Below are 24,955 nucleotides of genomic sequence, written 5' to 3' on the forward strand. Positions count from 1 at the left end.
CCGGGAGTTCGAACGAATGGAACCAATTGATATCGGACGCACTTCTCGCTGCCGAATTGCCTACGCTGGGAACACTCATTGAATTATCCGTTCTAGATCGAAACACTTGAAGTCGAAGGACATCTTATACGACGGTTTTCCGCATTTCACTCGTGAGCCTGATGCACCGTCATGAAACAACGAAGCCTGAAGCAATCCCGGCCAGAACCCCGCGCCTCGCTTGCGACCTCGGGTTCGCAAGGGAAACGGCAGGACACGGTTACACAGGATCGCTTCCTGCCTAAAAACCGCTCGCTTTCAGCGACTGTTCGATCGCCTCTTCGTCGCAAACGATATCCCGGCTGGACAATAGGTCGACCCGCGAGCCGCTCGCCTCTGGCGGCGGCAGATCTTCGCTCTTCGGGAAGAAGTGCTCGCTGAAGAGCCGCATGACATGCTGCACCCCAACAGGCCTGACCTCGCGGAGATCGTCGGCATAATATCGTCCGCCAGCAGCGGGTGAAGTGATCACTTCGTATGACGGGAAGTAACGCACGAAATCATAGCAACGCTCAGCCTCATCAGCCGCCACGCGAAGCGCCGCCTTGCTGAAGGTGGTTGATACCCAAACGTGGCGCTGTTCGTAGGTAGCGATGAGCGGAACGGGCGAAACCGTCAGAATGATCTTCAACTTGGGGTTTACCGAATGCACACGTTCGATAAATTCCTTGAGATCTTGCGTCACCTCCGCCGCCGTAAAGTTATGGAAGGCATATTTTTCGGTGTCAAACGCGCCGCCCCCCACACCCGGCGCCAAGGGATAGACGGCGCCGTCTACCTTCGACTCCCAGCCTTCGGTCAACCCGAGCGTGAAAACCAGCCAATCGCTTTCGAGAAAGATCCGTCGCACGTGGGCAAGATGCTCGGTCGCGGCGACACGGACCTCCTCGACGCTCGAGAAGGGTGTCGACTGGATCTGGGGACGAAACGCGTCGACATAGCCGCCTGCATCCCCGCGCGCTGTCCACACATCGTCTTGCGGCGTGAACGTGCCGAACGCACGATCAAACAACTGACGAGCTTGGCGAACCGTGTAGATGTTGCCGTAGCGCGCCGAAAACACGCCGAAATTCAAAGACGCGGCAACATCGGGCGCCATGTCGGCAGGGGCGGCTTCGGGCACGAAATAATTCAAGCCGGAATCGCTGATGCGGCGCGCGATGTGCTGCGCAAAACAGCTCCCCATCGTCGCGACCTTATCCGTCGCGGCGATTTCGCCGCCACGCGTTACAGGATCCACGCGACCGGGCTGCGGGGCCGACATTGCCTTCGACCAAAAGCGATAGTCTTCGAGACCACGGTAAGGATTTGTCATGCTGCCATCTTAAAATTGTTGAACAAAACCTGATCAAGCTCAGCGATCGGGCGCCGCAACACAATCAAATTCTTTTCCAAGCGGTGTTGTTCCATGTTGCCGTACGCCCATTCGAGATACGAAGGCAGATCGGTCAGATAGTGCCCATCCGACAGCTTCCAGCAATAGGATCCTTGCAGGCTGTAATATTGCGCGATGTCCGGATATATCGGCCATATAAGGCTGGCCAACCCATCGGGAATTTTTATGTCTCGATCGAAAATCGCTTCGCTTTCGCCCATCTTGAGCGATAATTGCTTCGCGAGAAAGACCAGAACGTCAGCGGTCGGATGATTGACCGAATACATGAAGGCACCCTGTCGCTTTGCGAACAGGAAGAAGCGCGAAAAATCGACGCCAGCGGCGACGAAATCACTTTGCAGTTGCTCTGCTTGATGCTCCCATGCCGACAAATAGCCCAGGTCGCGAAATGCGTTGTGGTTGAAAAGCTTCGCAGCGTCTTTCACGTCCAGGCCATTTACATAGGCCCATACCGCGATCAGTGAATTGTAATGCGGCTCGATCGGTGCTTTTTGAGCGGCCGGCAGAACGTAGCCAATATCGGGATGAAACGCCTCGAAATTGATCGTCGGCGTACGGACAACCTGCGGACCGTCGGGACCGAACTCGAGCAGTTCGGGCGCCGCCGAGGTCACCCAGATATCTGCACCGCGGACCACATTCATGTTGCTTTCGAATTCGCCGCCTCGGTCGAAGAGGTTGATCGGCATCGGACGGATCGAATCACGCGGGAAAATGACCTGCAGCGCGGCTGCCAAGCCACCCGTTTGGCAGTTGCTCGTTACCACTATGTTACGGCTCACATTACGCCCCTATCCATTATTCTTAGCAACGTGAAAGGATCAGAAGGCGGGAGCCAAGACACCACTCCACCAACACACCCCGGACCGAACCGCCGAGCGATCCGGTCCTGAAATCCCCACTTGGCGACCTAGGGACGCCTGCGATCCAACAAACGCGAATAGACGTCGATCGAATGCAGCGCACTGTTCCGGGCACTCAAGACCTTTACGCGCTGCCGCGCATGAGACGCCATTTCGGCGCGCAACCCCTCATCGTGCAAAAGCCTGACAGTTGCGTCGGCAAGGCCATCCGCCTGATCAACCTCAAACAGAATCCCGGATTTGCCGTCGATCACCACTTCGGGAATAGCGCCCGACCGGCTTGCGATGACAGGCGTACCGTGCACGAACGCCTCCAACGGCACAAGCCCGAACGATTCGTAGCGCGACGGGAACAGCACACAATAGGCATGCGCAAGCAACTTCTCGCGGATCGCATTGGAGACTTCGCCGAGCGCAACAAACCTCCTCGCGAGCGGGCCGTCGAGGTCTTGCCGAAAGCGGTCACCCCACCCTTCCGGGTCGCGACCGGCAAGGACCAGTATCGCCTTCGGATCGGCCTCCAGAATCTGGCGAGCGGCTTGATAGATCAGGTCGATCCCCTTGCGGCGTTCGAGCCGCCCAACAAAGACCACCAGCTTGCTGTCAGGCAACAGATCCTGGTCGAGCATTGCGAGCTCTGGAAATTCTCCATAGCCCTCGTTCACGTCAAAAGCGGGCCAATGCGCAATACCACAGTGTCCGACCGACCAGCGACCGTCGCGCTCAAGGCCATATTTGCTGATCAGCGTGTCCTCGATCATATGGCTGATCGGAATGACCGCATCGGCGTTGCGAATGAGCGACCTTTCGGCCTCCATGAACAAGGCAAGCTGATCCGCCGAGGGGTTCCACCGGTTGTGATCCGCAGAGACGGCGTACGGAGTCACCAGACGCACCACCAATGGCGGGCGGCTGGCGGGATCGAGCAGCGCGAAACTCAGTGTCTCGGTGTCCCAGAGCGCCCCATCCACGACATCGACCGGCCGCTCTTTCTGAATCAACGCCAGCTTGGCGAGCGCAGTCAACGACCACTCGACATTCCCACCGAACCCGCTGTCCATCTCTGGCAACTGGAACGCTAGTGGTGTCGTGAAATAGACCGACAAACGTCCCTGCCTGTGGACATAGTCTTCACCGCTGGGCACCAGCAACGACACGTGATGCCCCATCAGCAACAGCTCGCTCGCAAGGTGATAATAGAGCGTCCCGACACCGCCGGATCCCGCGAACGGCGGCGCCTCCCGCGAGACAATGCAAATGTGAAGCGGCTTTATGTCACGTCCAACGGCGCACCGATCACGACGAACCTCATACGGCAGGAACGTGCCAGGCCGGTCTGCAATATCTCTCGTCCGCGGCGCGGACCGAGCATCGATAAGCCCCTGCTCTACGCCCTTCAGGATCGCATCGACATGACGATCCCGCTCCGCAGACTCCAGCTTTCCTTCCAAGACCGCATCGTTGAGCGGCTTGATGCGCTCGTCCTGCATCCGGCGGTCGATGAAATCTCGCAAATCACGGCCGGAGCGACCGCTATGCACCGCGATGAAATATGCGGTATTCTTGCAGATCGTGAACCAGTTATACTTGAACTTGCCGTCGCGATTATGGCTCTGCGCAAACTCATGCCTGACATAAATCTCGGGAACGTAAGCCATCAAGAAGTTATTTTTTTGGATCCGGAAGCACAGCTCGGCTTCATCAAGGAAGTAGTCGTATTGCTCGTCGAAACCGCTAACCTCGAGTAGATGCCTACGTGTAAAGGTTGCATTGGTCCCGGTATTGTAGCGACACCAACCATCCTTGCCGATCTCGCTGCTACTGATATTAACTTTCACTTGGCAATCGGCATCGATTCCATTGTCCTCTGCCTGGAACCAGAAGGTGCCTGCATAATATGCGGGCCCGCCAAGACCCGCGATTGTCAGCGGCCGCTCATTATAGGCAGCGAGGATCTGGTCGACCCAGTCATCGAATGGCAGCGCGTCATCATCGATGAAGGCGACGATATCACCCGCCGCCAAGTCTATACCGATATTACGCGACTTCGAAAGGTTCCGTTCGGGATTGGTGGCAAGCTTGATGCGATCTTTATATTGATCGAGAACAGCGTTGGTTCGATCGGTCGAAGGACCGTTGACGACGATGACTTCGAAGTCCTCTCGAGCCTGATAGGTCAGATACTCAAGACACCGCTCGAGATGATCGCACCGGTTATATGTGCAAATGACCACCGAGACCGTCTGAAACTGGTTCTTTTTCGGCAGGACTTTACCGAGCGCCTGCGCCAACGCGGAACCGACGGCGCCCGACAAGAAGCGGCGCGCATTATCTTTCTGCATGGCAAGCAAGCGCTGCTGCGCGACCACGTCCTCGCTGAGGAGCAAGACCTGAGCCTTAGCAGCTTGGATGCCATGAGATATACCGTGACCGCCCAACGTCTCGGCCGCTGCCGCATGATCCAACGCCACCGTCGGCAGGTCGAAATAGCACGCCTCCACGAGCGGAACACCGAACCCTTCGTGTTCGCTCAGCGAAATATAGATGCTCGACGACAACAGTACTTCATTGCGCTCTTCGTCGGTAATCTTGCCAGTGATCTGAATCCTTGCGCCGAGGCCGCTACGCTCAACGGCAGCGGCGACCATCTTGCCATAGTGATCGGTGGGATCATAGGATCCGACGATGACCAGCTTCTGCGCCGCATCCGGGGCATTGCGGTGGACATCGGCAAACATATTGACAAGCTCGACAATGCCCTTGTTTGGCGCGACACGACCCACAAACACCCACTGACCCGAGCGCCGGACGATCGAGCCGACATCGACCGTGAAGGGATCGACGACAATCGGAATGACCGCGGTTTTGGCCGGTTCGGCACCAAGTGTGACGAGTTCGTCGATATTATACTGGCTATCTCCCCAGTAATAATGGAAACTCGGCAGGATACTTTCGAGCTGCGAACGCCCTTTTTCGCAAAATTCATGAGCGCTATTTGAAACATCGAAAAATGTATGCGGGGTTATATTATGATATATTATAACTTTTGTGCAATATTGGTCTGCCAGCCACGCTTCAAGGCCGTCACTATAACCATAGTAATGAACGATAAGAACGTCCTTATCGCTGATCGACACAAGATCGCGTGAAACACGCATATGCTCGCGGTCGGGGTGCGCAAATCGCGCTGTAATAAGGCTATCGAAGCCGCCATCTTTGAGGATACGGTCGAGCGCCACAACCTGGTTCGACACAGCGTCAAACCGATCGAGCGCATCAGTCAACTGGATGATTCGGCCCGAAAAACCTGTGGATAGCAGCATTGAGATCTTACCTTTTTCGGATTTATTGCGCGCTGGATGCAAAGGCGCTGGCTTCAGCGGAGTTGCGGATCTTGCCCTGAAGATCCAGAATGAAATCCGCAGGCGCTTTGAAGTCGGCCAGAGCGACCCCACGCTTGATCGAAACCTTGGCTTCCGGCCTATCGGATGTCGCCGTTGCGGGCCCGGATGATGCGACAATGATGGTGTTGACCGCAGCACGCTGCAGGTCTTCGAGTGTAGCCTCGATGGCCCCGAGACGCTCGAGGATCTTGTCTTGCGATTGCCCGAAACCGAATTCCATCCGGTTTAGCGAACGGCCGATTTGCTCAGCGCCGGGGGAGGATTTCGCAGCCTTCTTGCTCCGCTCGAAACGCTCATTGAATTCGCTCATGCCATCCAGCGTCGACCGCATCGTGCGGGCTTCGGGCGAACTTGCGATCGCGTGAACGATCATTTCCTTGCTGTCGCCGTTCCGCAATCGGGCAAGAAAATGCTCACGACCGCCGCGATCGGGCGATCTCTTCAGGAACTGCCGATACGCTTGCTCTACGAAAGAGGCGCCATTTAGCATCAACAATTGATTTACGTGATTGATATCGTTCATTTTTACCAATTTCCCCGTCCGCCACACCGGGCCATGCCGCACATCCGTGCATTGTAACTGCGCCAAGCCTGCGTCAAAGTCGTGTCTGAAAGTGCGCACGAAGAGGCGATCCGCGAAGGGACATGACCTTGAGCATGGTCACCGCCGTCCGCTCAGACGCGCTAGCTAGAGAACCCTATAAGCGCCAAGCTCCGACCGCCGCCCCTCAATCCGAGCACACTTTTCACTCGCTCTTCCTCCAGAAGCCTCGGCACGTGAACCCTCGCTTACCGACGCGCCTGACACGCGATCAGGGCAACGACGATTCGCCAAAATCAACAAGGGCCGCGTCGTAAGATTGCCACGATGTAGATCGCCCTTAACGCAACACTGCCAATTCCGGCAAGGCTTACCCGCGTTCGCTTAGCCCGATTTCGGACCTGCTTGGACGCAATTAGGCGACCACTTTGATCTCGATCAAAAAGAACGATCATGAACTGAAAAAATCGTCACCAAACCATGTGCTTTCTCGGATTCAGGGAGCACCGTGCACGTTCCAAACGCTGCGGCAGGACGATTGCTTTGCGCAATCAGCCGGATTGATCCCCAAAATAGGCGTCGGGACGGGACCGCCACGCGCTGCCTGCAGGCCGACTGTCTGCCATTCACAAACCCGATTTGTCGCCGGAAGCGATGCGGCGCGACACGAATGGCAAGGATGACAACGAAAGCTGGGCTCCGAAGGTCGCCACTAGCACGTGGCGGAGGTCACTTTTCGCGTTGCTTGCGCTATCTTTGTGATATGTCCTTGGCACCGGGCTCAATACGGACAGGCGATGCCGACTGGTTCTCGAAAATGTTATTCGACAGCAATATTTTTGAGGACTTTTGATCGACGGTAATACCGTGGCTCACGTGCGGGGTACCAGTCCAGTCATACAACATGTTTTCTGATATTATCACGTTGCGGGCATAGCGAAACTTCCAATCCTCGAACTTTCCTTTCTCGGATGACGAGTTTTGATAGCTTTGATTGTTTGAGATATTGATGTATCCGCAGTCATCGCAGATAAATGCTTCCCTCGCGCTTTGCGTAAGGCGATTTCTCGAGAACCAATCGTAGAAGATGGCTGAGGCCGAGATCGCGACGCCATTCTCCCATATAAAATTACTCTCTATCTGACCGGCGCTGGATTTATTCAAAAGCAGGCCGATACCCTTATTTTTCCCGATATTATTCTCTCTGATAAAAAAGTCTTGGCAATCGTCATACCAGATGCCCGCTTCGCCATTCTCCAAAACATAGCTTTCCGTGACTTTGACGCCACTCGATCCCGTCCCGCCCGTGCACTTGAACCCAGCGACGCTGAAGCCGGTAATTAAGATATTTGAAAATATCGCGTTGCCCGACGACGTTATTACGATGCCGCTCGAACCGCTATCGCGCGCGCCTATGACAGAAAAACTCCTGAATTCCGAAAAGTTCGTCCGCTCGATCGACAGGACTGGCACTTTCGGATTGACTGGCTTGAAGATCGTGCAGGATCCCGCCCCACGCAACGAGACATTGGTCTTCGAGACGATTTTCAAATTCAGACGATACGTTCCGCACGGCACGTAAATCGATGGGGATTTGCTAAGGGCGTCGTTGAAGGCACGAGAGGAATCGGCAATACCCGACGGATCGGCGCCATTGCTCACCACTCCGTCGGTCGCGGGATTGGCAGGAGTGGCGTAGCAGCCCGTAGTCAGCGTCAGACCCGCTATCATGGTCAATCCGAAAATTCGGAACATGGCATTTCCTCTCCGTATGGTCCCGACCCACTGGTTTTGTATGCTGCTCTGCACAGCACTGACAGCGGGCATCTGGCTTGGCCAGCCGCACTTCCGTCCCTCGTGCGGGCTGACAACGCCGATTGGACGCGACGCCCGGCGAAGGCGAGCGCGACGGCGAGCGCGACCCACACACCAGAACTGGGCGATCAATCGCTCATTCCCGCGGGATTGAGCGCTGCAAAGCCTCTGACGTGTCGCGCCAAGTTGGAAGCGCGGTGGGCGTTCCCAGCCGCCAGATATTTTCGCTGTCTTGCACAATAGCGGAGATCGCCCGGGCGATTTCATCGCCATTCGCGTTCGCTGCAAATAGCCGCACTCCCAAAGAAGCATGGACACGGAAGGCGGGTATGTCGCGCGCCAGCACCGGGCACGAGCGTGCAAGAGCTTCCAGCACAGGAAGGCCGAACCCTTCCCCGTAAGACGTCGCCACCAGCGCACGGGCACGATCGTAAAGGTCCAGCAACGCCTGATCGTCCACCGTGGTCAGCCAGCGAAGCCGGGCGCCATATTCCTTATTTTGCCGGATCCGCCGTTGCAGCGTATCGGTTTTCCAGCCGGCGCCTCCGACGATAACCAGCGTGAGGTCAGAGCCGTTTTCCCAGAGGCGTTCAAACGCATCGATCAGCACATCATACCCCTTGCGAGGTTCGATTGTGCCAACGGCCAGGACGAACGTATCGACCTCCTGCAACGGCACCGCGCCAGTCGCGACACGCGCCGTGTCGGACAGAAGGTCGATGCCCATCGGAAGGACGCATACCGCGACGCCGTCTCGAACCCGGTACCGACGGGACAACATGCTCCCGACCTCCTCCGCCACGTGTGGGGAAATGCACAGATAACCATCGGCGAGCATTGCCGTTGCTGTCAGCCACCAGCGAAACCGCACGGCGACCTTTGCCGAGAAATATCGCGGCGCCTGGATTGGCAATAAGTCATACACGACGAACCAGAAACGCATGCCGGCGCGGCGATAGCGCATGAAAGGACCGCGCTGGCGGCGGATCGCGTCGAACGACAGATCCAGCCCCAAGAACACGTCACCGCTGCGTGGTGACATCGCCAGGCCTTCTTCCGTATCCACGAGCGGCCATGCGGTATGGCGATAGCGTCCCGCCGTATAGCGGACCGGTGTTATGATCCAGCCGCGCGGTTCGAGCGTCATTTGACGCATGACCGAGCGAACGACCCGCTGGATCCCCGTATGGACGTCATTGCGCGCGATCATCGTGACGTCGACCAGGAGCCGTGGAATTCCGTCGACCTTAAGGGGCTCGACCGCCTTGCTCGCCCGTGCGCGCCTCACCCGATGGCGCTCCAACCAGCTGGGCGAGAGGATTGGCAACAGCAACTGAACTAACCGCCAAAACATGCTCGCTGTGCCTTTTGGGCTACGTTCCGCTCGTGTCGCGACGTTCCTCTCCACGCGTGCGCGCGTCCGCTCAGACCGCGTGCAGGGAGTCGGTATAGAATTCGAAGGCTTCGGCGGTATTTTCAAAATTGTGCAGCTGCCCCCGAACAAGGACCGCAGCCCTGGTACAATGCTGCATGATGTAATTTGCATCGTGGGAGACAATCACGAGCGCCCGATCGGCCCGCTTCTCAAACAGCTCAATCCGGCATTTTTCGTGGAAACGCGAATCGCCAACCGAGATCACCTCGTCGATTAGGAAACAATCGAATTCGATGCTCATCGAAACGGCAAAAGCCAGACGAGCACGCATACCCGCGGAATAGGTATTGATCGGCTCGAAAAGATAGTCCCCGAGATCGGAGAACTGCTGGATGAACGCGATGCGCTCCTCGACTTCGACACCGTAGATCCGGCAGATGAACCGGATATTGTCGATACCGGTAAGGGCAGACTGGAACGCGCCGGTATAGGCGAGCGGCCAAGACGCACTCATCTCCCGCGTGACGACCCCGGACGAAGGCTGTTCGGCACCGCTGATGATCCGGATCAATGTCGACTTGCCGGCGCCGTTCCTACCAAGGATCCCAATCCGTTCCCCCGGCGCGATCGACAGGTTGACGTCATTCAGGATCTGCCGCGGCCCCCGCCGCGTATGATAGAATTTGTCGACGTTCGTGAGCGCGATCATTCCGGGATCACTTCGCGGCTGACTTTTCGCAACTGGGCAAGCGCAAGCAGAGTGAAGACCGCACAGACGATCATCGCATAGGCCATGTCATAATGCGCGTGGAACTTGGTTCCGAAAAACCCGTCTCGAATATATTCGGTACAGTTCACCATCGGCAGATAGAGAACGATCTTCTGCGCCTCGACAGGCAGAATATCGACCAGGAAAGCTGCCCCGGAAAGCGGGAAAAGCAGATAGGAAGCCGGATGCCAGAGCTTCTCGACCAATTCGGACTGCTCGGCCCAGGCGGTCAGGAGCAAGGCGCTGGCCATGCCGAACCACGCGAGCACGACCCAACCGCCGATCACCTGAAGCACATCCTCGGGCGGATTGAGCCAGCCGACCGATATGAAGATAACAGACAGGACCACGAAGGAAATCGTGGCGCCGGCCGCCTCGAGCAGCAGACGCGCGAATAGCACGTCCATGACCTTCACCTGCCGGTGATACATCAGCGAAAGGTTAGGCTTTATCGCTCCGATCGATCGCGCCGGCATGTTGCGCCACAACAGCACGCTCGAATAGCCGGTCAGCGCGAAGGCGATAATCGGCAGACCAACGCCGTGAACCGACTTGGTCAAGGTCCACAATGCCGTAACACCCAGCGTGAACAACATCGGTTCGACGAAGAGCCACAAGAAGCCGATGTTATGCCGCCCATAGCGCGTCAGCATCTCGCGCAGGAGCAACGCCCACACGACCCGCCTTTGTATCGCGAACGACGATGACAAAGTCTGCAGGGAACTGCTCGTAGCCATCGTCTTAATTCTTATGCTCTTGGACACCGGCAAGCAGCATGGTCATGATTCCCCACGCGACCAAGCCGAGCAGCAGCGTCGACAGGACTCCCCGGATCCGGCGCGGCTCAAGCGCTTCGTCCGGCAGGCTCGGCTCGACGATCCGTTCGAGATAGGCTTGCTTGCGCCGCGCCTCGTTCGACGCATCCTGCAGCGAGGCCATCGCCGCCGCCAATTGCTTGTCCGAGAACTGGCTCTCGAGGGCCAGGCGCTGATACTGTGCCGCGGTCGACGACAGCGACTTGCGACCGCCCGCGACCATCGACACCTGATTCTGCATCTCGCGCTCGAGACCCTGCAGTCGCGTCGCGAGCACTTCGATCTGCGGATTTTGCGGCGTATAGGAGCGGAGCTGGAGCAGTTCCGAACGCGCCGCGATGATCTCGTCCTGGAGTTTGGAAACCATCTGCAGCTGTGCGGTCGCCTGCTTCTCGGGATCGACGACACCTTCGCGGTTGCGAAACGCCGAAAGCGCAAGCGCGGCTGCGCGGGCCTTGTCCTTGGCTTCGTCGACTTCCACCGAAGCGAAGTGGATCAGGTCCTGCCGGCCGCGCTCGTTCAAATGGTTGACGGTCGTTTCGGCCATCCCGAGGAGCTGCGAATTGACGCGGTAGGCTTCCTGCGCGGAAAAAGCGCGAACCGTCAGCGTCGTGATCGATGCGGCGCTTTCATGGTCGATCGCGACCTTGCCCTTGTAAAATCGGTACAGGGCCTCGAAGCTATTGTTGAACCCGTTGCCGTTGAAGCGATCGATGAAGGAGATATGCGAATCGCCATAGGCCTTCCGGAAAGCGTCACCCTTGTTGAGAGCGACCAGCGCATCGCGCGACTGAATGAAGCTTTCCGCCGCGTAGACCTCATCCCCGCCATTGGTGAACCCGGTCGACTTCAGAAGCACGCCCAATCCAGAAGTTGCGGGCTTGTCCGGACTCCGCACAACGAACCTGGACTCCGAAATGTAAACATCGGATGCGAGGAAAAAGAAGTAAAAAATCGAAATAATCGTAGGAATTACTACGCTAAATAGCAAAACCCGATCGATTTTTGCAATTCGCTCAAACATCGTGTTTTGCATAGTGTTCAGCATTCCGTGTCGATCGAGATACGATCGGTTTTATAGTCAATTGCGCACGAGGCGCCAGTTTTGCAACTGCAAAGCCCCCGCCCCCCTGGATCGCCCGCGCCAAAGGGTGTCATCGGGCACGCATGATAGGCTTGGCAGATATCCTAGCCCAGGAGAGACATCAACGAGATCAGGGGACTGCGGTGGAAAGCGTTGCGATCGGAAACACCGTCGACGAAATGACGCTGACGAATTTCTGGATATCGGCCAACGGCGCGTTCGACACGTAGAGCACGTCCTTGTCGCGAATCGGAAAGCTCTGCGCGACGAAGAAGGTCGCGGGATCCTTGAGATTGACACGATAGATCACCGCGACCTTGCCGTCGGGGGTCAGCTGCGCCCCTTCCCGCAAGGCCGGATCGAGCGTCGCCGGATCCTCGAACCGGAACAGGAACACGCCCTTCACGTCGGCACGCTGGTCCTGAATGCCGGAAACGCGACCCAGCGCCTGGATGAGCGTGACCCCCGTCCCCTCGAACGCCAGCTCTTCGTTGCGCCCGGTGGCGCCCAGCGCCGTGAAGCTGAAAGGCTGGAACAAGGCGGTGACGACATCGTCGGGCTGCAGCCGGATATTCTGACGTGGGTCGCGGATGACCGAGGCAAGCGGCATCGATGCGATGCGCTGCCCGCGGGTGATCTGGATCGTCATCTTGCCGATCGGCTGGCGTACCCCTCCGACGGCCGCCAGGACGTCGAGCAACCGCTCGCCCTTCGCGGTCACCGGGACCCGCGCGCTCGAGGTCACATCGCCGACGACCGTGACGTTCGAACTGGCATTACGCACCATGCGAACGATGACCTGCGGCAAATGCGCCTTGCCGGAGAGCCGATTGGCAATCTCGCGTTCAATCTGCGAGGCGGTTCGTCCCGCTGCCACGACGGACCCGACGAAGGGAATGTTGATACGCCCGTCGCTGCTGACCATCTGTTCGGGCAGCGTCGTGCCGCGCGCCGTCGAGCTGGACGAGACGAGGCGTGCATCCCCCCCGGCAGCGCCGAAGAGCGCCGCGGGAGGCGCCTCCCAGATTGCGATGTCCAGCACGTCGCCGCGTCCGATAATGGACCCGGCGGCATAGCCGTCACCCAGCGATTCCGAAAAGAGCCGGTCGTGCTGGCTGGCAATGACCCGACGCGCCACCGCGTCCGAAACATCGATGATCTTGATCGACGCGTTGTTGGTCATCACAGCGCCGTCGGCGCGGTTTACCGCGCGGGATGACGGCCCAGCCGCCGACATGATCGCACATGCCGACAAGGGGAGTACAACGGCACACGCTGCCGCTGCTCTGCCGAACATACCGGAAAACTGGCCCAGCCGAGAAGTCGTCATCACGTTCCTTTAACCGACCCTGTCGCTGCATGCACGGTAGATATCGACCGTTTTCTCAATACATCGGCTCCAGCTATAGTGGGCCGCGACGTTCAGGCCGGCCCATATAGCGCCCTTGCGCCAGATGTCATCATCCAAACCCCGTTCGATCGCCAGGCTGAGGGCATCGATATCGTCGGGATCGATCATCATCGCCGCGCCGCGGGTAACTTCGGGGAGGCAGGAGCGATCCGATACGATCGTCGGAACGCCGCACGCCATCGCCTCGATCGGCGGAAGCCCGAAACCTTCATAGACCGACGGGTACAGGAAGAGCCGCGCGCCCGCATAGAGCGTGGGCAGTTCTTCCTCCGGCACGAAGCCGAGCATGATCAGCCGCCCCTTGCGCTGCTCGCCCTCGATCAACGCGTGTAGGCTGGCATTCCCCCAGCCCTTTGCTCCAACCAGGACCAGCGGGACATCCCGCCCCGTCCGGTCACAAAAGCGTGCATGGGCGACGATCGCCGCTTCGATCCGCTTGCGCGGCTCGAACGTCGCAACCGACAGAATATAGTCGCCGATCGGCCCGCCGAGGAGCCGGGACAGGCGCGGCGCGAGCGTCGCCCGTTCCTCGGGCCGAAAACGGTCCGACACGCCGAGGTGCACCGTGGTGACCTTTTCGGCGGGGTAAGACAGATGCGAGATCAGGTCACGGCGGGTCGCCTCGGAATCGGTGATGACGTGGAGCGCCCGGTCGAGCGAGCTCGCGAACTGCTTCTCGAAATCACGGATCCGTTCGATCGGATGCGTTTCGGGATGGAGGTAGATCGACAGATCGTGAACGGTAACGACACCCGTCTCGGCCTGGCGCGGCAGGAAGTAATTCGTCCCGTGGATCAAACGCCGGTCGAAGCCGGCCCGTGTCCGCCAGCGCCGAATTGCCTTGGGCAAGCGCGACCGCCGCCGCGTCTGCCCGGTCAGCAGGGCGGCGGGATCGGAACGCCAATGGTCGACGAGGAAATAGGAAAGGTCGTCGATCGCGCGGTTCTGGGCCAAGCCTTGGCACAGCTCCCAGGTATAGCGGCCAATTCCCGTGAGATTCGTGGAGAGCGAATCGACCGTAATCCCGACGCGCATGCCTATGACTCGATCATCCATCGCAGGGTGTCTTCGAGTGGCGGCATCGCCAAGGGGCCGATGACGCGCTCGAGCGCCGCGCGCGATCCCTGTAGCAGCTTTACCTCATTGGCGCGGACGAACGCGGGGTTTACGCGCACGTCAATCTCGTGCCCGGCAATCCGGCATGCCAGCGCAACGACTTCGCGCAGCGATGCTGCCTCGCCCGAGCAGACGTTGAAAGTCCCGCCGACGGCTTCCGGCGCCTCGATCAACCGCAGATAGGCGTCCACGACCGCACGAACGTCCGAAAAGTCGCGCGCCACGTCGAGGTTGCCAAGCTCGATCACCGGCGCCTTCTGCTTGATGTAGCTGACGATCTTCGGGATCAGGAACGCGTCGCTCTGTCCGACACCGGTATAATTGAACGGTCGTGCGACGATCACCGGCAGGCGCGACGCATAGATAGCCGCCAGATTCTCGACCGCAGCCTTTGTGATGGCATAGTCGTTGGCTGGCCGGATCGGCGTGGCCTCGGTCAGCGTACCCGCGCTGGCATTGCCGTACACGTTGGCGCTGCTCGCTACGAGTACCGCGCGTGGCGGAGTCGAAGCGGTCGCGCTGGCCTCGAGGAGCGCTCGCGTGCCCAAGATGTTGGTTCGGTACATCTCGCCCAGGTCGCCGTGCGCAACGAACGCTATCCCAGCGAGATGCACGATATAGTCGGGACGGACCTCGGCGATGAGCGCCGATATACCGTCCTGATCGAGCAAATCGCCGGAATGCAGGACGCCGATCGCGTCCTGCCCTACCCGCGCGGCCTCCCGGGCCAGGCCATGGACCTCGTGTCCGGCGTCACTCAGGCGCTTCGCCATGTAGCGCCCGGTGAAGCCATTGACGCCGGTAACGAGCGTTCTGGTCACAGACGCAGGCCCCGGACGTCGAGCCCCTCAGATGGTGCCGCCAAACGGGTCGGCCGCAGCACGAAGGCAGCGCGACCAGTCGCCTGCTCCATGCTCAAAAGGACACGCCTTGCTGATTGCGACGCAGATCCGCCGCCACCATCAGGCGGCAGAGTTCTTCGAGCGTCGTCTTGGGCTTCCAGCCGAGAACCCGCTCGGCCTTGCTCGCATCACCGATCAGCAGATCGACTTCGGCCGGACGATGGAAGCGCGGATTGACGCGGACGAGTTCCTTGCCGGTCGCGACATCAACTGCCGTCTCGTGATCGTCGGCACCACGGAACTCGAGATCGATGTCCGCCGCCTTGAACGCCATCCGCACGAAATCACGGACGGTCTCGGTGCGATTGGTCGCGAGCACGAACGTATCGGGCTCGTCGGCCTGCAGCATCGCATACATGCCTTCGACATATTCCTTGGCGAAGCCCCAGTCGCGCTTGGCGTCCATGTTGCCGAGCTCGAGCACCTCGGCCTTGCCGAGCTTGATCTTGGCGACGGTGTCGGTGATCTTGCGCGTGACGAACTCGCGACCGCGCAGCGGGCTCTCATGGTTGAACAGGATGCCGCTGCTGCCGAAAATGCCGTAGCTCTCGCGATAGTTGATCGTGATCCAGTGGGCATAGAGCTTGGCGACGCCGTACGGGCTGCGCGGCCAGAAGGGCGTATCTTCCTTCTGCGGCACGGCCTGCACCTTGCCGAACATCTCCGACGTGCTCGCCTGGTAGAAGCGGATCTTCGGGTTCACGCAGCGAATCGCCTCGAGCATGTTGAGCGCGCCGATGCCGGTGATCTCCGCGGTCGTCGCGGGCTGGTCGAACGACACCCCGACGAAGCTCTGCGCCGCGAGGTTATAGACCTCGGTCGCCTCGGACGTCTGCAGGAGGCGGATCGACGAGGAGAGATCGGTCAGGTCGTGCTCGACGAGATGCAGATTCGGATCGTTGAGAATGCCAAGTTCTTCGATGCGCCAGAAATTGACCGAGCTCGTGCGACGATACGTACCGTAAACCCGATAGTTCTTGGCGAGCAGCAACTGCGCGAGATACGCGCCGTCCTGGCCCGAAATCCCTGTTATCACAACAGTTTTCATTAATCGCCTCTCAAATGGTGATTGCTTCAGAGCAGGTCTGGGACGCACGCCCCCCAGACAATACGCGCCGCGATAAAGAGCGTGCCGGCACGCAGCTGGATGCCTCTTCGTTGCTCACAAGTGCCCGTCGGCCATTAGCAGGGTTTTTGTGGGGGTACAGTGCAAATTTGGGCTCCGGCAGGATGCGACCCCGCCGTATGCGCCCTGCCGCCGGCGTGCTTCGTTACCGCGAGGGGTCCGGCCCGATCGCTTTCGGCGTCGCGCCTTCTTTAGCGGGCAAGACCGGTGGCTTAGCGGCAGTAGCCGCCACCTTGAGCGGACTGGCCGCCTCGAGCCGTGCGACCACGCCCATGATCACCTTGTCGAGCGCTTCGTCCGAGAAGAAACCGCCCGGCACGAGGCATCGATCGATCAGGACACGCCGAAACGCCGCGAACGTCTCGGGATCGGGCTTTACCGGAGCGCACCAGAAGTCATCGAGGCGGCCCTGGAAGGTTATGCCCTCGATATCGTACACGGCCTGACCCAATGCGATGACCGGCACGTCGAGTGCCACCGCCAGCGTTCCGCTCGTGCTGTTGATCGTCACCATCCCAGCGGACCGTTGCGCGAGCGGGACGATATCGCCCATTTCGAGATAGTCGACACGCTCGGAAACGCCGTGCAACGCGGCCACGATCGCGGTTTCGTTGCGCCAGTCCCGCACGCCGTTGTCGAGCGGATGCTCCTTGACGACCAGACGCATGGTCTTTGGCGCGTGCCGCGCAAACGACGAGATCACCATCAGCAGTGCGTCAGCAATGCCGGCGAACGACGAATGGAACCGGATTTGCGCATCCGAATCGAGCTGAAGCGGAAAGACCACGTACGGCGCCGCTTGCTCCGCCAGCGCGGCAATCGTCGCGTCCGCGCGGGCGCGCGCTTCCTTGCGTCGCATCAATTTGCGCATCCAGCCGATCCCTTCGACGATCGGGTGCCACGGACGGTGATTTTCCCAGAATGGATAGTGCCACCGGGTCAACACGTCGGCGAAATTGTAGAGTACGCCTTCGGTCGCACGGCGTCGAAACGACGCGGGAAGCGGATGATTTTCGGGGACCGGCGGCAACGTCGCCGCCTCGGCGCGGTACCAAGCCCCATCGCGGGGCAGCGTCGAATGGCCGTTCACTCCGCCCAGTTCGAGCGTCACCCAGTCAGGCCGGATGTATCCCTCCTCGAACACATGGACGGGGATGTGCAGGTCGCGGCAGATGGAGATCGCGGCGATATGCATCGGCCGACAATCGCCGAACAGGACGACGTCGGTAATTCCCCGATCGGCGATGATCCGCTTCAGCGCGTCCGGCCATTGCGCCGGAGTCCCACGATAGTCGATGCCGTTCGGCAGACGCCAGAAAAACCGGTCGCCGCCGTTGAAATTCACCTTGTGCACGCAATAGCCATCGCGCCGGAGCGCCTGGCCGACCTTGCGGAACAGCGGCCCCATCAGCCCCTGGAGTAGCAGAATGTTGCGCTGTTCGAGGGCTGGCGGCGCGCCCGGCGCCGCTACCTGCGGCATGAGGACTGGCCTGTCAGCCAAATGTTCGGGCATCTGCTCGTCCTTATCGTTACCCAATCATGGTCCTGCCCCGCGAACCATATTCACCAAGGTTGCGCTCATAGGGCGTGGTTCCGACTATTCCAAGGCGAATGCCCGCCCCCGATCGTGACAGCCAGCGCCGCCGACGCTATAGGGGCAACCGCTTCTCCTTCCAGCATTTCGGCAGGCAAGGTTCGATTCGAGACTGGCGACGCGCCAATTGCGAGGCGCGCATTTGTGGCGGAAGATGTGATTTCCTTTATCATCATGCTGGTCGCGTCGGTGCTGCTTGACGCGGGTGTCCGGCCGCATCCCGCGCGCTACCGCCGACTGCCTGGGCTGGTGCTCCACCTGTTGACGATGACCGCGGTCTTCGGGCTCGCGCTCGCCGGATCGGGCAACGCGCCCGTGTCGGCATTGTTGGCTTTCGCGCTGCTGGCCCTGCTCGTGGTCGCTTCCAACGCGAAATTTCCGATGCTCGGCGAGCCGCTGATCTTCTCGGATCTGGCGCTGCTGCTCGCCGTGGTGCGCCATCCGCGATTCTATTTTACCGCGATCCCGCTGCAGCAACGCTGGCTGGCGGCGGTCGCGGCGACCGTTGCCGCGCTGACGCTGGTGGCGTTGTTCACGCCGGCCCCTGCGCCGCACCTGTTCGGCCTGCTGCTCCTGCTCGGGGCTGGGAGTGGCGTGCTCCTGCTGATGCGAGGCAAGGCTTTCGCGGGATTGGCGCAACGCCCTGCGCTTGAGGAGGATTTGCTGCGCTACGGCCTGATCGCAACGCTGCTGCTATACTGGCAGCGGTGGCGCGAGACGGCGCCCCCCGTGCGCCTTTCGCCCCGCCAGCCGCCACCCGGCGCAGCGCACGCGGGCGCCGAGCCGCCGCAGCTGATCATTGCCGTTCAGTGCGAATCATTCGCCGATCCCGTCGCGCTGACGGGCGATCCGGCGCGCGCACTTCCTGGGTTGGACGCCGCCCGCGCGGCCGCGTGGCAATATGGCCAGCTCGAGGTGAGTGGTTTCGGCGCCTACACGATGCGGACCGAATATGGCGTGCTGTTCGGTCGCACCGAGGAGGCATTGGGTTTCCGACGCTACGATCCGTTTTTGACTGCGCATAGCGAGACGACCTACGCTGTATCGGCGCAGCTCCAGCACGCCGGCTATCGATGCAGCTTCGTCCATCCGCACGACCTGCGATTCTACGGCCGCGATCGCCTGATGCCGGCGATCGGGTTCGATCGGCTGATCGGCGCGGACGATTTCGCGCCGGTACCGGACGATGGCGGACGCTATGTCAACGACCGGGCGCTTGGCGCCACGCTCTCCGCTCTGGTCGATGAAACATCCGGCCCGGCATTCTTCTATGCGGTGACGATGGAGAATCACGGGCCTTGGGACAAGAATCGCGAGCCTGGGGCAGCGATCGGTCTCGACGCCTATTTGCGTCATTTGCAAAGCAGCGACGCGATGCTGAGCGCGCTGTGCGAGCGCGTGGCGCTTGACGCGCGACCCGCCTTGCTCATCTTCTTCGGCGATCACCGGCCGAGCATTCCCGGCATCATCGAACCGGGCGGCGCACGACACACGCCGTATGTGATGCTGCGCTTCGACGGGGCCGGCAACGCGATCCCCGGCAAGGGCCGCGTCGATCTGTCGCCGGCCGAACTGCATCATGCGATGCTCGGCTGCGTATGGCCGGATGCCGCCACAGCATCGGACATCTAGCGCAGGCCCTGGCCGCGTGCGGCGACGCCGGCCCGGCGTGCGGGCCAGCGTCTGATCGACCGCTTACTTAAGGCAGGCGACGATGCCTTCGATCACCGCGACGGTTTCCTTAGGGTCGCGCACGCGGACCGTGTCGAGCCCGAGCTCCTTCGCCGGATAGTCGTTGCCGCCCGGGAAGATCGCGTCGCCGATGAACATCATCTCGTCGAGCGCGATGCCGCTCGCGTCGCGCAGCTTCTTGAGGCCGTATGCCTTGTCGACGCCTTCGCGGGTGATGTCGATCGAGGTCGCGCCGCCCATGTTGATCGACAGGCCGGGCAGCCGCGTGCGCAGCTCAGCCTGGATGATCTTGCGCTTGGCGAAATCCGGATCCCAATGCTCCTTGGCATCGAGCGGCGCCTGCTGGCCAAGTGCCGAGAAGGTGATCTGGCTGCCGCGATCCTCGATCCGCTCGCCCCAGGTCTGCTCGGGAACGAAGCCCGTCGCGACCAGCGCGGCATCGAATTCGGTCAGGATCTTGGCCTTGGTGGCATCGTCGAACAGCTCGGCAAAGACCGGCGACCAGGCGCCGTCCTTGAAGGTGTAGAGCTTGGTGCCGGTGGTCGGCATCAGCCACAATTTGCTGCGATCGGCAGAGTCTGGCAGCCGCGAGGCGACCTGCTTTTCGAACTGCGGCCAGTCGCCGCCCGAGATCACCGCGACATGCGCGACGCCGAGCAGGTCGGTCAACGCCTGCTGCATAGCCGCCTGCAGCGGCTGCTTGCTCTCGGCGAGCGTTCCATCAAGGTCGAAGGCAACCAATTTTTTCATGCGAGAGTCTCTGACATCGAGGAGCGAAAGGCCGGCAATTGCCACGTCTCGCCTTCGCCCGACCCAAACGGATTTGGCAAGTCAATTGTACCGCGCGGCGCGCCGCGGTGCCCCAAGGGCCGGTCGACGAAGCCCGCGCACGTTTGTCGATAGAATGGACGCAACCTTTTGAGCCGCGAGCGCTTTTTCCTATTGGCGTATGGTCCCGGCAGATACGCCGATGTAAGCTACGCCCGTCTGCGGTAGTATAGTCCACTACTGGAGACGTCCGTCGCAAGATATCTCGCCATGTATGAGCAGACAAGGTTATCCAAATTGGTTTCAAAGTCGCCCCATGCCAGCGCAAAAGCAGGTCTCCCGGAGAGGCGCAAGACGCGCAACGCGACCTTAGTGGAATCTCGACCAGCGAACGCGCTTCTCGAATCGGCGCCATCTTGGGTTTTGGCCGGTGGCGACAGGGGTTCACTTCCAACACCGATATTTCTACATTCGAGTTTTCGAACGTCGAGCACCTGGCTCTGGTCAAAATTTCGCGGGCTTCCCAACGTCCTGGCATATTACGAAATCTTCAATGATATTTTGGCCGGTCTTGAGGGCAATGCGATAAATGCTTCAAATTATTCGACCTGGGAGTCGCATCACCCAGCTCAGGCGCCCTACTTTCTGGAGTTTTTGCCTCTGCTGAAGCGCGGCGGCGGGGTCGTGGGGTTTGACGCCAGCATGGCGCTCGAGCGCTTTATCCCGGACGGCGGACTGAACGGGATGTTGTCCCTCGAGGAACAGGCGTATCTTACCACACTGGTTGATCACGCCTATCGCAGTCGTCAGATCCCATTGCTAAGTTGCACCCGCAGCGTCGGGCGGATGGCCGCCATCAAACGCTTCATGCCGGTGAAGAATATCTTGCTGCACCGCAATATATTCGATCAATGGTCGTCTTATTCGGGGCAGTTCCTGCGGGGCAATGCGTTTTTCTTGGAGACGATATCGCGGACCGCGGTGTCGTTCGGGCACGATGCCTTTCTCGGTGGTCTTCGGGACGTCTTTTCGGGCAGCAGTGCCTCGCCAAAGGACGAACAGACATTCTTGCTGTTCATCCTGATGCATATCTATCTGTATGCTCAAGGCGTTGAATCAGCGGATCTTGTCGTCGACACCAGTGCCGTGGCGACCGACCCGGAGCAGCGCTATGCGATGGAAGGCGAGCTGTCGAAACTGGTGTTCGCGCCCATCGACCTTTCCGACGCCACGCCATCTTTCGATGCTTCGATCCTCCTCGTTCGCGACCGGAAGCAGTTCGTCGACACCATCGAGCAATTCGTCAAGATTATCGCATCGACCTGCCCGACCGAGCGATCTGCGGCTTTTGCCTTCAAGCTCAAGGACGATACGCTCGCGCAGTGGGATCTGCACGATACGCTGATGCGGAACTCGATCTCGTGGTACGAACGATCGTCCACCGCGCTACAGCAAAAGATCGACGACCAGTCGCTCGCCAGCGCGGCAACGGAAACCGCGCTGAAGGCGATTGAAGGCGAGCGCGATGGCATCTCGGGGAGTGTCGCCGAGATCGACTCGGCACGGCGCGCGGCGGAGATCGCGCGCGGCGAGGTCGCAAGCGAACGCGACACACTTGCTGCCACTCTGGCCGAGACGGCGGCGGCCCACGCTGCGGCGCATAATATGGTCGTCGCATTGCAGGGCGAGCGTGATCATCTCGCGGCTGCCCTCGCCGAAGCGCAGGCCGCTCGGGGCGCGGCCGAAGCAGCGTCGGCAACGGCTGACGCCGCTGCGCACGAGCTCGAGCGTCACCGTCTTGCGGCAGCCCTCGCCGATATGGGGGAAACCCGAAACGTCGCCGAACAGGCGGTCGCATCCCTCGAAGCCGAACGCTACCGGCTCGCTGACGCGCTTCGCCGAAAGCAAGCCGACCACGACGCGGCACGCGATTGGGCCGTCGCGCTCGAACGCGAGCGCGACGCCCTCGAGGCGCGGCTTGCGGGAGCCGAGGCGTCCTGCTCCGCAGCGGACGGGGCGTTTGCCGCGCTGAAAGTTGAGCGCGATCACGCCGATGCTGCGCTTGCGCAGATGCGGACAGAGCGAGAAGCAGCGGAGGCAGCCAACGCGGCCGCCGAAGCCGAGCGCGACGGGCTCGCCGCCGCGCTTGCGGAAACGATCTCTTTGAAAACGGCGGCAGAGGGCAGGATCGCTGCGCTGACAGCCGAGCGCGACACGCTCGCGGCGACTGTCGTGGCGTCAGAAGCGGAGATTGCCACGCTTAATGGAGCACGCGACGACATCGCGAACGATCTCGCTTTGTCCAAGGAAGAGCTTGCGCGAACAGCCGACAGCCTGGCCCAGACCGTGTCGGCGCGGGAAACCGCTGACGAGATCGTAGCCGCGATCGCGGCCGAGCGCGACCATCTCGCGGCCAGTCTCGCGGAAATTCAGGCGGGGCGCGACGCCGCAGAACAGGCCGTCGTCACCCTGACCAACGAGCGCGACGGAATCGCCGCCGATCTGAACGCGACACGGGCGATGGTGACCGCAGCGCAAGATACGGTGGACGCGCTGACCGCCGACCGGGACCGCCTCGCCCTCAGCCTGTCGGAAGCGCAGGCCGCGCGTGAGGCGGCCGAGGCGGGATTCGCCGCGCTGCAGGCCGACTATGACGGTCTGGCGACTCGCCTGACTGAAACACAGGCCGGCCATACGGCGGCGGTGGACTACATCGCCCGCCTCGAAACCGAGCGCGACCGGCTGGCGGCTGCCCTCGACGAAGCGGCAACCGCGCGTACGACGGTCGATGCAGCGTTCGCCGCGCTACGGATGGAATGCGATGGCATCGCCGCCAATCTGGCCGACGCCGAGGGTCGTGGCGTCGGACTCGAGGCGGAGCGGGTGCGGATCGCGGAGCTGTTGTCGAGCACGGAGTCGGCCCGTGCCGCAGCCGACGAGGCGCTCACGGCCTTGCAGACGGATCGTACCGCGATCGCCGCCAGCCTGGCGGAATCGGAGGCGGCGCGCACGGCCTCAGACGATCAGGTCACCGCGCTGCGGGCCGAGCGCGACAGCGTCGCGGCAGCGCTCGCCGCTCTGGAAGCGGCCCACGCGGCGGCCGAGGCGGCTCGGGCAGCGCGCTTCGCCGGTCTGCGAAAACTCTGGCCGACGTCGTGAGCTTTGGATCGAAAGCGCCCATATCGTCTTCACAAGGTGACGGATTTGGCATCGGGCGCAGAGCGCATTTCGCGCGCCGGTCTCGAATTGAGTGGCGTGCCGCTGGCAGCGAACGGCGTTCTGCGGCAGACACTCATCATTGATTAACGTGGAACGAGCTATCGCCACAGGTATCGGGGATTTCGCCAAAATCCCTCGTTATTGCGGTGAAATACGCTATTGCGAATTGATCACGATCGGTGCCCGGTGTACGAGTTATGCTGCGCCGCAGTAAAAAAATGAACCGAGCGGCCCTAATCCTAGGATTTTATGCCTGCCATTGATCCGCGAAGAGAGACAGCGCCAGTGACGAAAGGCAAAGTTCCCGAAGAGCGTATCCGGTTGTTCCGTAACGACTTTCTTGAACGTACGACGATGGTTTCGCCGATCGCCTTCGTGGTGACCTGGTCGGTCATGCTCGCGCTCGCGGTGTATGCGAGCTGGGGCGTGGCGAGTTTCGTCGCGTCGGTTGGGCTGGTGATGATCGGCCTGCTGATTTGGTCGCTCTTCGAATATGGCATGCACCGGTTCCTGTTCCACATGAAGCTGACGTCGGATCTGGGCCGCGCCTTCGTCTTCCTGACGCACGGCAACCACCATGCGCAGCCCAACGATGCGATGCGCAACATCATGCCGCCGGTCGTCAGCATCGGCATCTCGAGCATGGTGTGGGCGATCCTCTGCCTCGTCGCCGGCGATGCCGGGTCGGTGATCTTCATCGGCTTCGGGATCGGCTACGTGACGTATGACAGCATCCACTACGCCTGCCACCAGTTCCCGATGCGCCACGGCGTGCTGGGGCGCCTGCGGCGCCACCATATCCGGCACCATTATGCCCAGGAGGAAGGCAATTTCGCGATCACCGCGATCTTCTGGGATCGCCTGTTCGGTACCGAAGTCTCGACCAAACGCCGCTGAGGCGATTCTGCCCATATCGTGAAGCCACGCGGGTCCACCGCCGTCCTATTCGAAAAATTCGCTATGTGTTACCGACATAGTGCACTATAGCACCAGATAGCGAGAAGCTGTCGAAAGAGGTGCAATGCC

The 24,955-nt window shown here is 60.5% G+C and carries 18 protein-coding genes; 3 read left to right on the forward strand and 15 right to left on the reverse strand.

Annotated elements, in window-relative coordinates; genetic code table 11:
- Positions 1 to 280: 280 nt before the first annotated feature.
- The 14 genes from U1872_RS19475 to U1872_RS19540 all read right to left on the reverse strand — a co-directional run bounded on the left by U1872_RS19475 (position 281) and on the right by U1872_RS19540 (position 18,064).
- The gene (locus tag U1872_RS19475) at positions 281 to 1,354 is read right to left on the reverse strand and encodes a GSCFA domain-containing protein (protein ID WP_332794581.1); all 1,074 of its coding nucleotides are present in this window, start codon (positions 1,352 to 1,354) and stop codon (positions 281 to 283) included.
- Positions 1,351 to 2,217 carry a WcbI family polysaccharide biosynthesis putative acetyltransferase gene (locus U1872_RS19480; RefSeq protein ID WP_332794582.1) on the reverse strand — a complete coding sequence of 289 codons (867 nt, stop codon included), beginning with the start codon at positions 2,215 to 2,217 and terminating at the stop codon, positions 1,351 to 1,353. The genes U1872_RS19475 and U1872_RS19480 overlap by 4 nt, the downstream gene beginning before the upstream one ends.
- A 128-nt stretch (positions 2,218 to 2,345) precedes the next feature.
- A complete protein-coding gene (locus U1872_RS19485) occupies positions 2,346 to 5,621 on the reverse strand; it encodes a glycosyltransferase (protein WP_332794583.1) in 3,276 nt (1,091 codons plus the stop codon).
- A gap of 22 nt (positions 5,622 to 5,643) precedes the next feature.
- Complete coding sequence (locus U1872_RS19490; protein WP_332794584.1) at positions 5,644 to 6,225, reverse strand: DUF4214 domain-containing protein; 582 nt, start codon at positions 6,223 to 6,225, stop codon at positions 5,644 to 5,646.
- Between the two features lie 768 nt (positions 6,226 to 6,993).
- Positions 6,994 to 7,998: a right-handed parallel beta-helix repeat-containing protein gene (locus U1872_RS19495; protein ID WP_332794585.1), complete on the reverse strand. Its 1,005-nt coding sequence runs from the start codon at positions 7,996 to 7,998 to the stop codon at positions 6,994 to 6,996.
- 196 nt (positions 7,999 to 8,194) lie between these two features.
- Positions 8,195 to 9,412, reverse strand: a complete 1,218-nt coding sequence (locus U1872_RS19500; RefSeq protein ID WP_332794586.1) for a glycosyltransferase family 4 protein — start codon at positions 9,410 to 9,412, stop codon at positions 8,195 to 8,197.
- A gap of 70 nt (positions 9,413 to 9,482) precedes the next feature.
- Positions 9,483 to 10,142: an ABC transporter ATP-binding protein gene (locus tag U1872_RS19505; RefSeq protein ID WP_332794587.1), complete on the reverse strand. Its 660-nt coding sequence runs from the start codon at positions 10,140 to 10,142 to the stop codon at positions 9,483 to 9,485.
- A complete protein-coding gene (locus U1872_RS19510; protein WP_332794588.1) occupies positions 10,139 to 10,939 on the reverse strand; it encodes an ABC transporter permease in 801 nt (266 codons plus the stop codon). Before U1872_RS19510 ends, U1872_RS19505 begins: the two co-directional genes overlap by 4 nt.
- Before the next feature lie 4 nt (positions 10,940 to 10,943).
- Positions 10,944 to 12,053 carry a KpsE/RkpR family capsule polysaccharide export protein gene (locus U1872_RS19515; protein WP_332794589.1) on the reverse strand — a complete coding sequence of 370 codons (1,110 nt, stop codon included), beginning with the start codon at positions 12,051 to 12,053 and terminating at the stop codon, positions 10,944 to 10,946.
- 178 nt (positions 12,054 to 12,231) lie between these two features.
- Positions 12,232 to 13,284 carry a polysaccharide biosynthesis/export family protein gene (locus tag U1872_RS19520; RefSeq protein WP_332794590.1) on the reverse strand — a complete coding sequence of 351 codons (1,053 nt, stop codon included), beginning with the start codon at positions 13,282 to 13,284 and terminating at the stop codon, positions 12,232 to 12,234.
- A 156-nt stretch (positions 13,285 to 13,440) separates the two neighbouring features.
- On the reverse strand, positions 13,441 to 14,547 hold the full coding sequence (locus U1872_RS19525) for a glycosyltransferase family 4 protein (RefSeq protein ID WP_332794591.1): 1,107 nt from the start codon (positions 14,545 to 14,547) through the stop codon (positions 13,441 to 13,443).
- A gap of 2 nt (positions 14,548 to 14,549) precedes the next feature.
- Positions 14,550 to 15,449, reverse strand: coding sequence for an NAD-dependent epimerase/dehydratase family protein (locus U1872_RS19530; RefSeq protein WP_332794592.1), 900 nt, complete (start codon positions 15,447 to 15,449; stop codon positions 14,550 to 14,552).
- Positions 15,450 to 15,543: 94 nt separating this feature from the next.
- On the reverse strand, positions 15,544 to 16,578 hold the full coding sequence (gene gmd / locus U1872_RS19535; RefSeq protein ID WP_332794593.1) for a GDP-mannose 4,6-dehydratase: 1,035 nt from the start codon (positions 16,576 to 16,578) through the stop codon (positions 15,544 to 15,546).
- 223 nt (positions 16,579 to 16,801) lie between these two features.
- Positions 16,802 to 18,064: a capsule polysaccharide biogenesis protein gene (locus U1872_RS19540; protein ID WP_443025419.1), complete on the reverse strand. Its 1,263-nt coding sequence runs from the start codon at positions 18,062 to 18,064 to the stop codon at positions 16,802 to 16,804.
- Positions 18,065 to 18,157: 93 nt separating this feature from the next.
- On the opposite strand from U1872_RS19540, the gene U1872_RS19545 reads away from it, so the two are divergent.
- A complete protein-coding gene (locus U1872_RS19545; protein ID WP_332794595.1) occupies positions 18,158 to 19,882 on the forward strand; it encodes an LTA synthase family protein in 1,725 nt (574 codons plus the stop codon).
- A 63-nt stretch (positions 19,883 to 19,945) separates the two neighbouring features.
- Here the strand turns inward: U1872_RS19545 and U1872_RS19550 are convergent, their stop codons facing one another.
- The gene (locus tag U1872_RS19550; protein WP_332794596.1) at positions 19,946 to 20,692 is read right to left on the reverse strand and encodes an HAD-IIB family hydrolase; all 747 of its coding nucleotides are present in this window, start codon (positions 20,690 to 20,692) and stop codon (positions 19,946 to 19,948) included.
- 288 nt (positions 20,693 to 20,980) lie between these two features.
- Here U1872_RS19550 and U1872_RS19555 point away from each other — a divergent pair, with 288 nt between their 5' ends.
- Positions 20,981 to 23,869 carry a coiled-coil domain-containing protein gene (locus U1872_RS19555; RefSeq protein WP_332794597.1) on the forward strand — a complete coding sequence of 963 codons (2,889 nt, stop codon included), beginning with the start codon at positions 20,981 to 20,983 and terminating at the stop codon, positions 23,867 to 23,869.
- Positions 23,870 to 24,214: 345 nt separating this feature from the next.
- Positions 24,215 to 24,826: a sterol desaturase family protein gene (locus U1872_RS19560; protein ID WP_332794598.1), complete on the forward strand. Its 612-nt coding sequence runs from the start codon at positions 24,215 to 24,217 to the stop codon at positions 24,824 to 24,826.
- The last annotated feature ends 129 nt before the right edge of the window (positions 24,827 to 24,955 follow it).

Source organism: Parasphingomonas frigoris (genome assembly GCF_036663815.1).
GTDB lineage: Bacteria > Pseudomonadota > Alphaproteobacteria > Sphingomonadales > Sphingomonadaceae > Sphingomonas.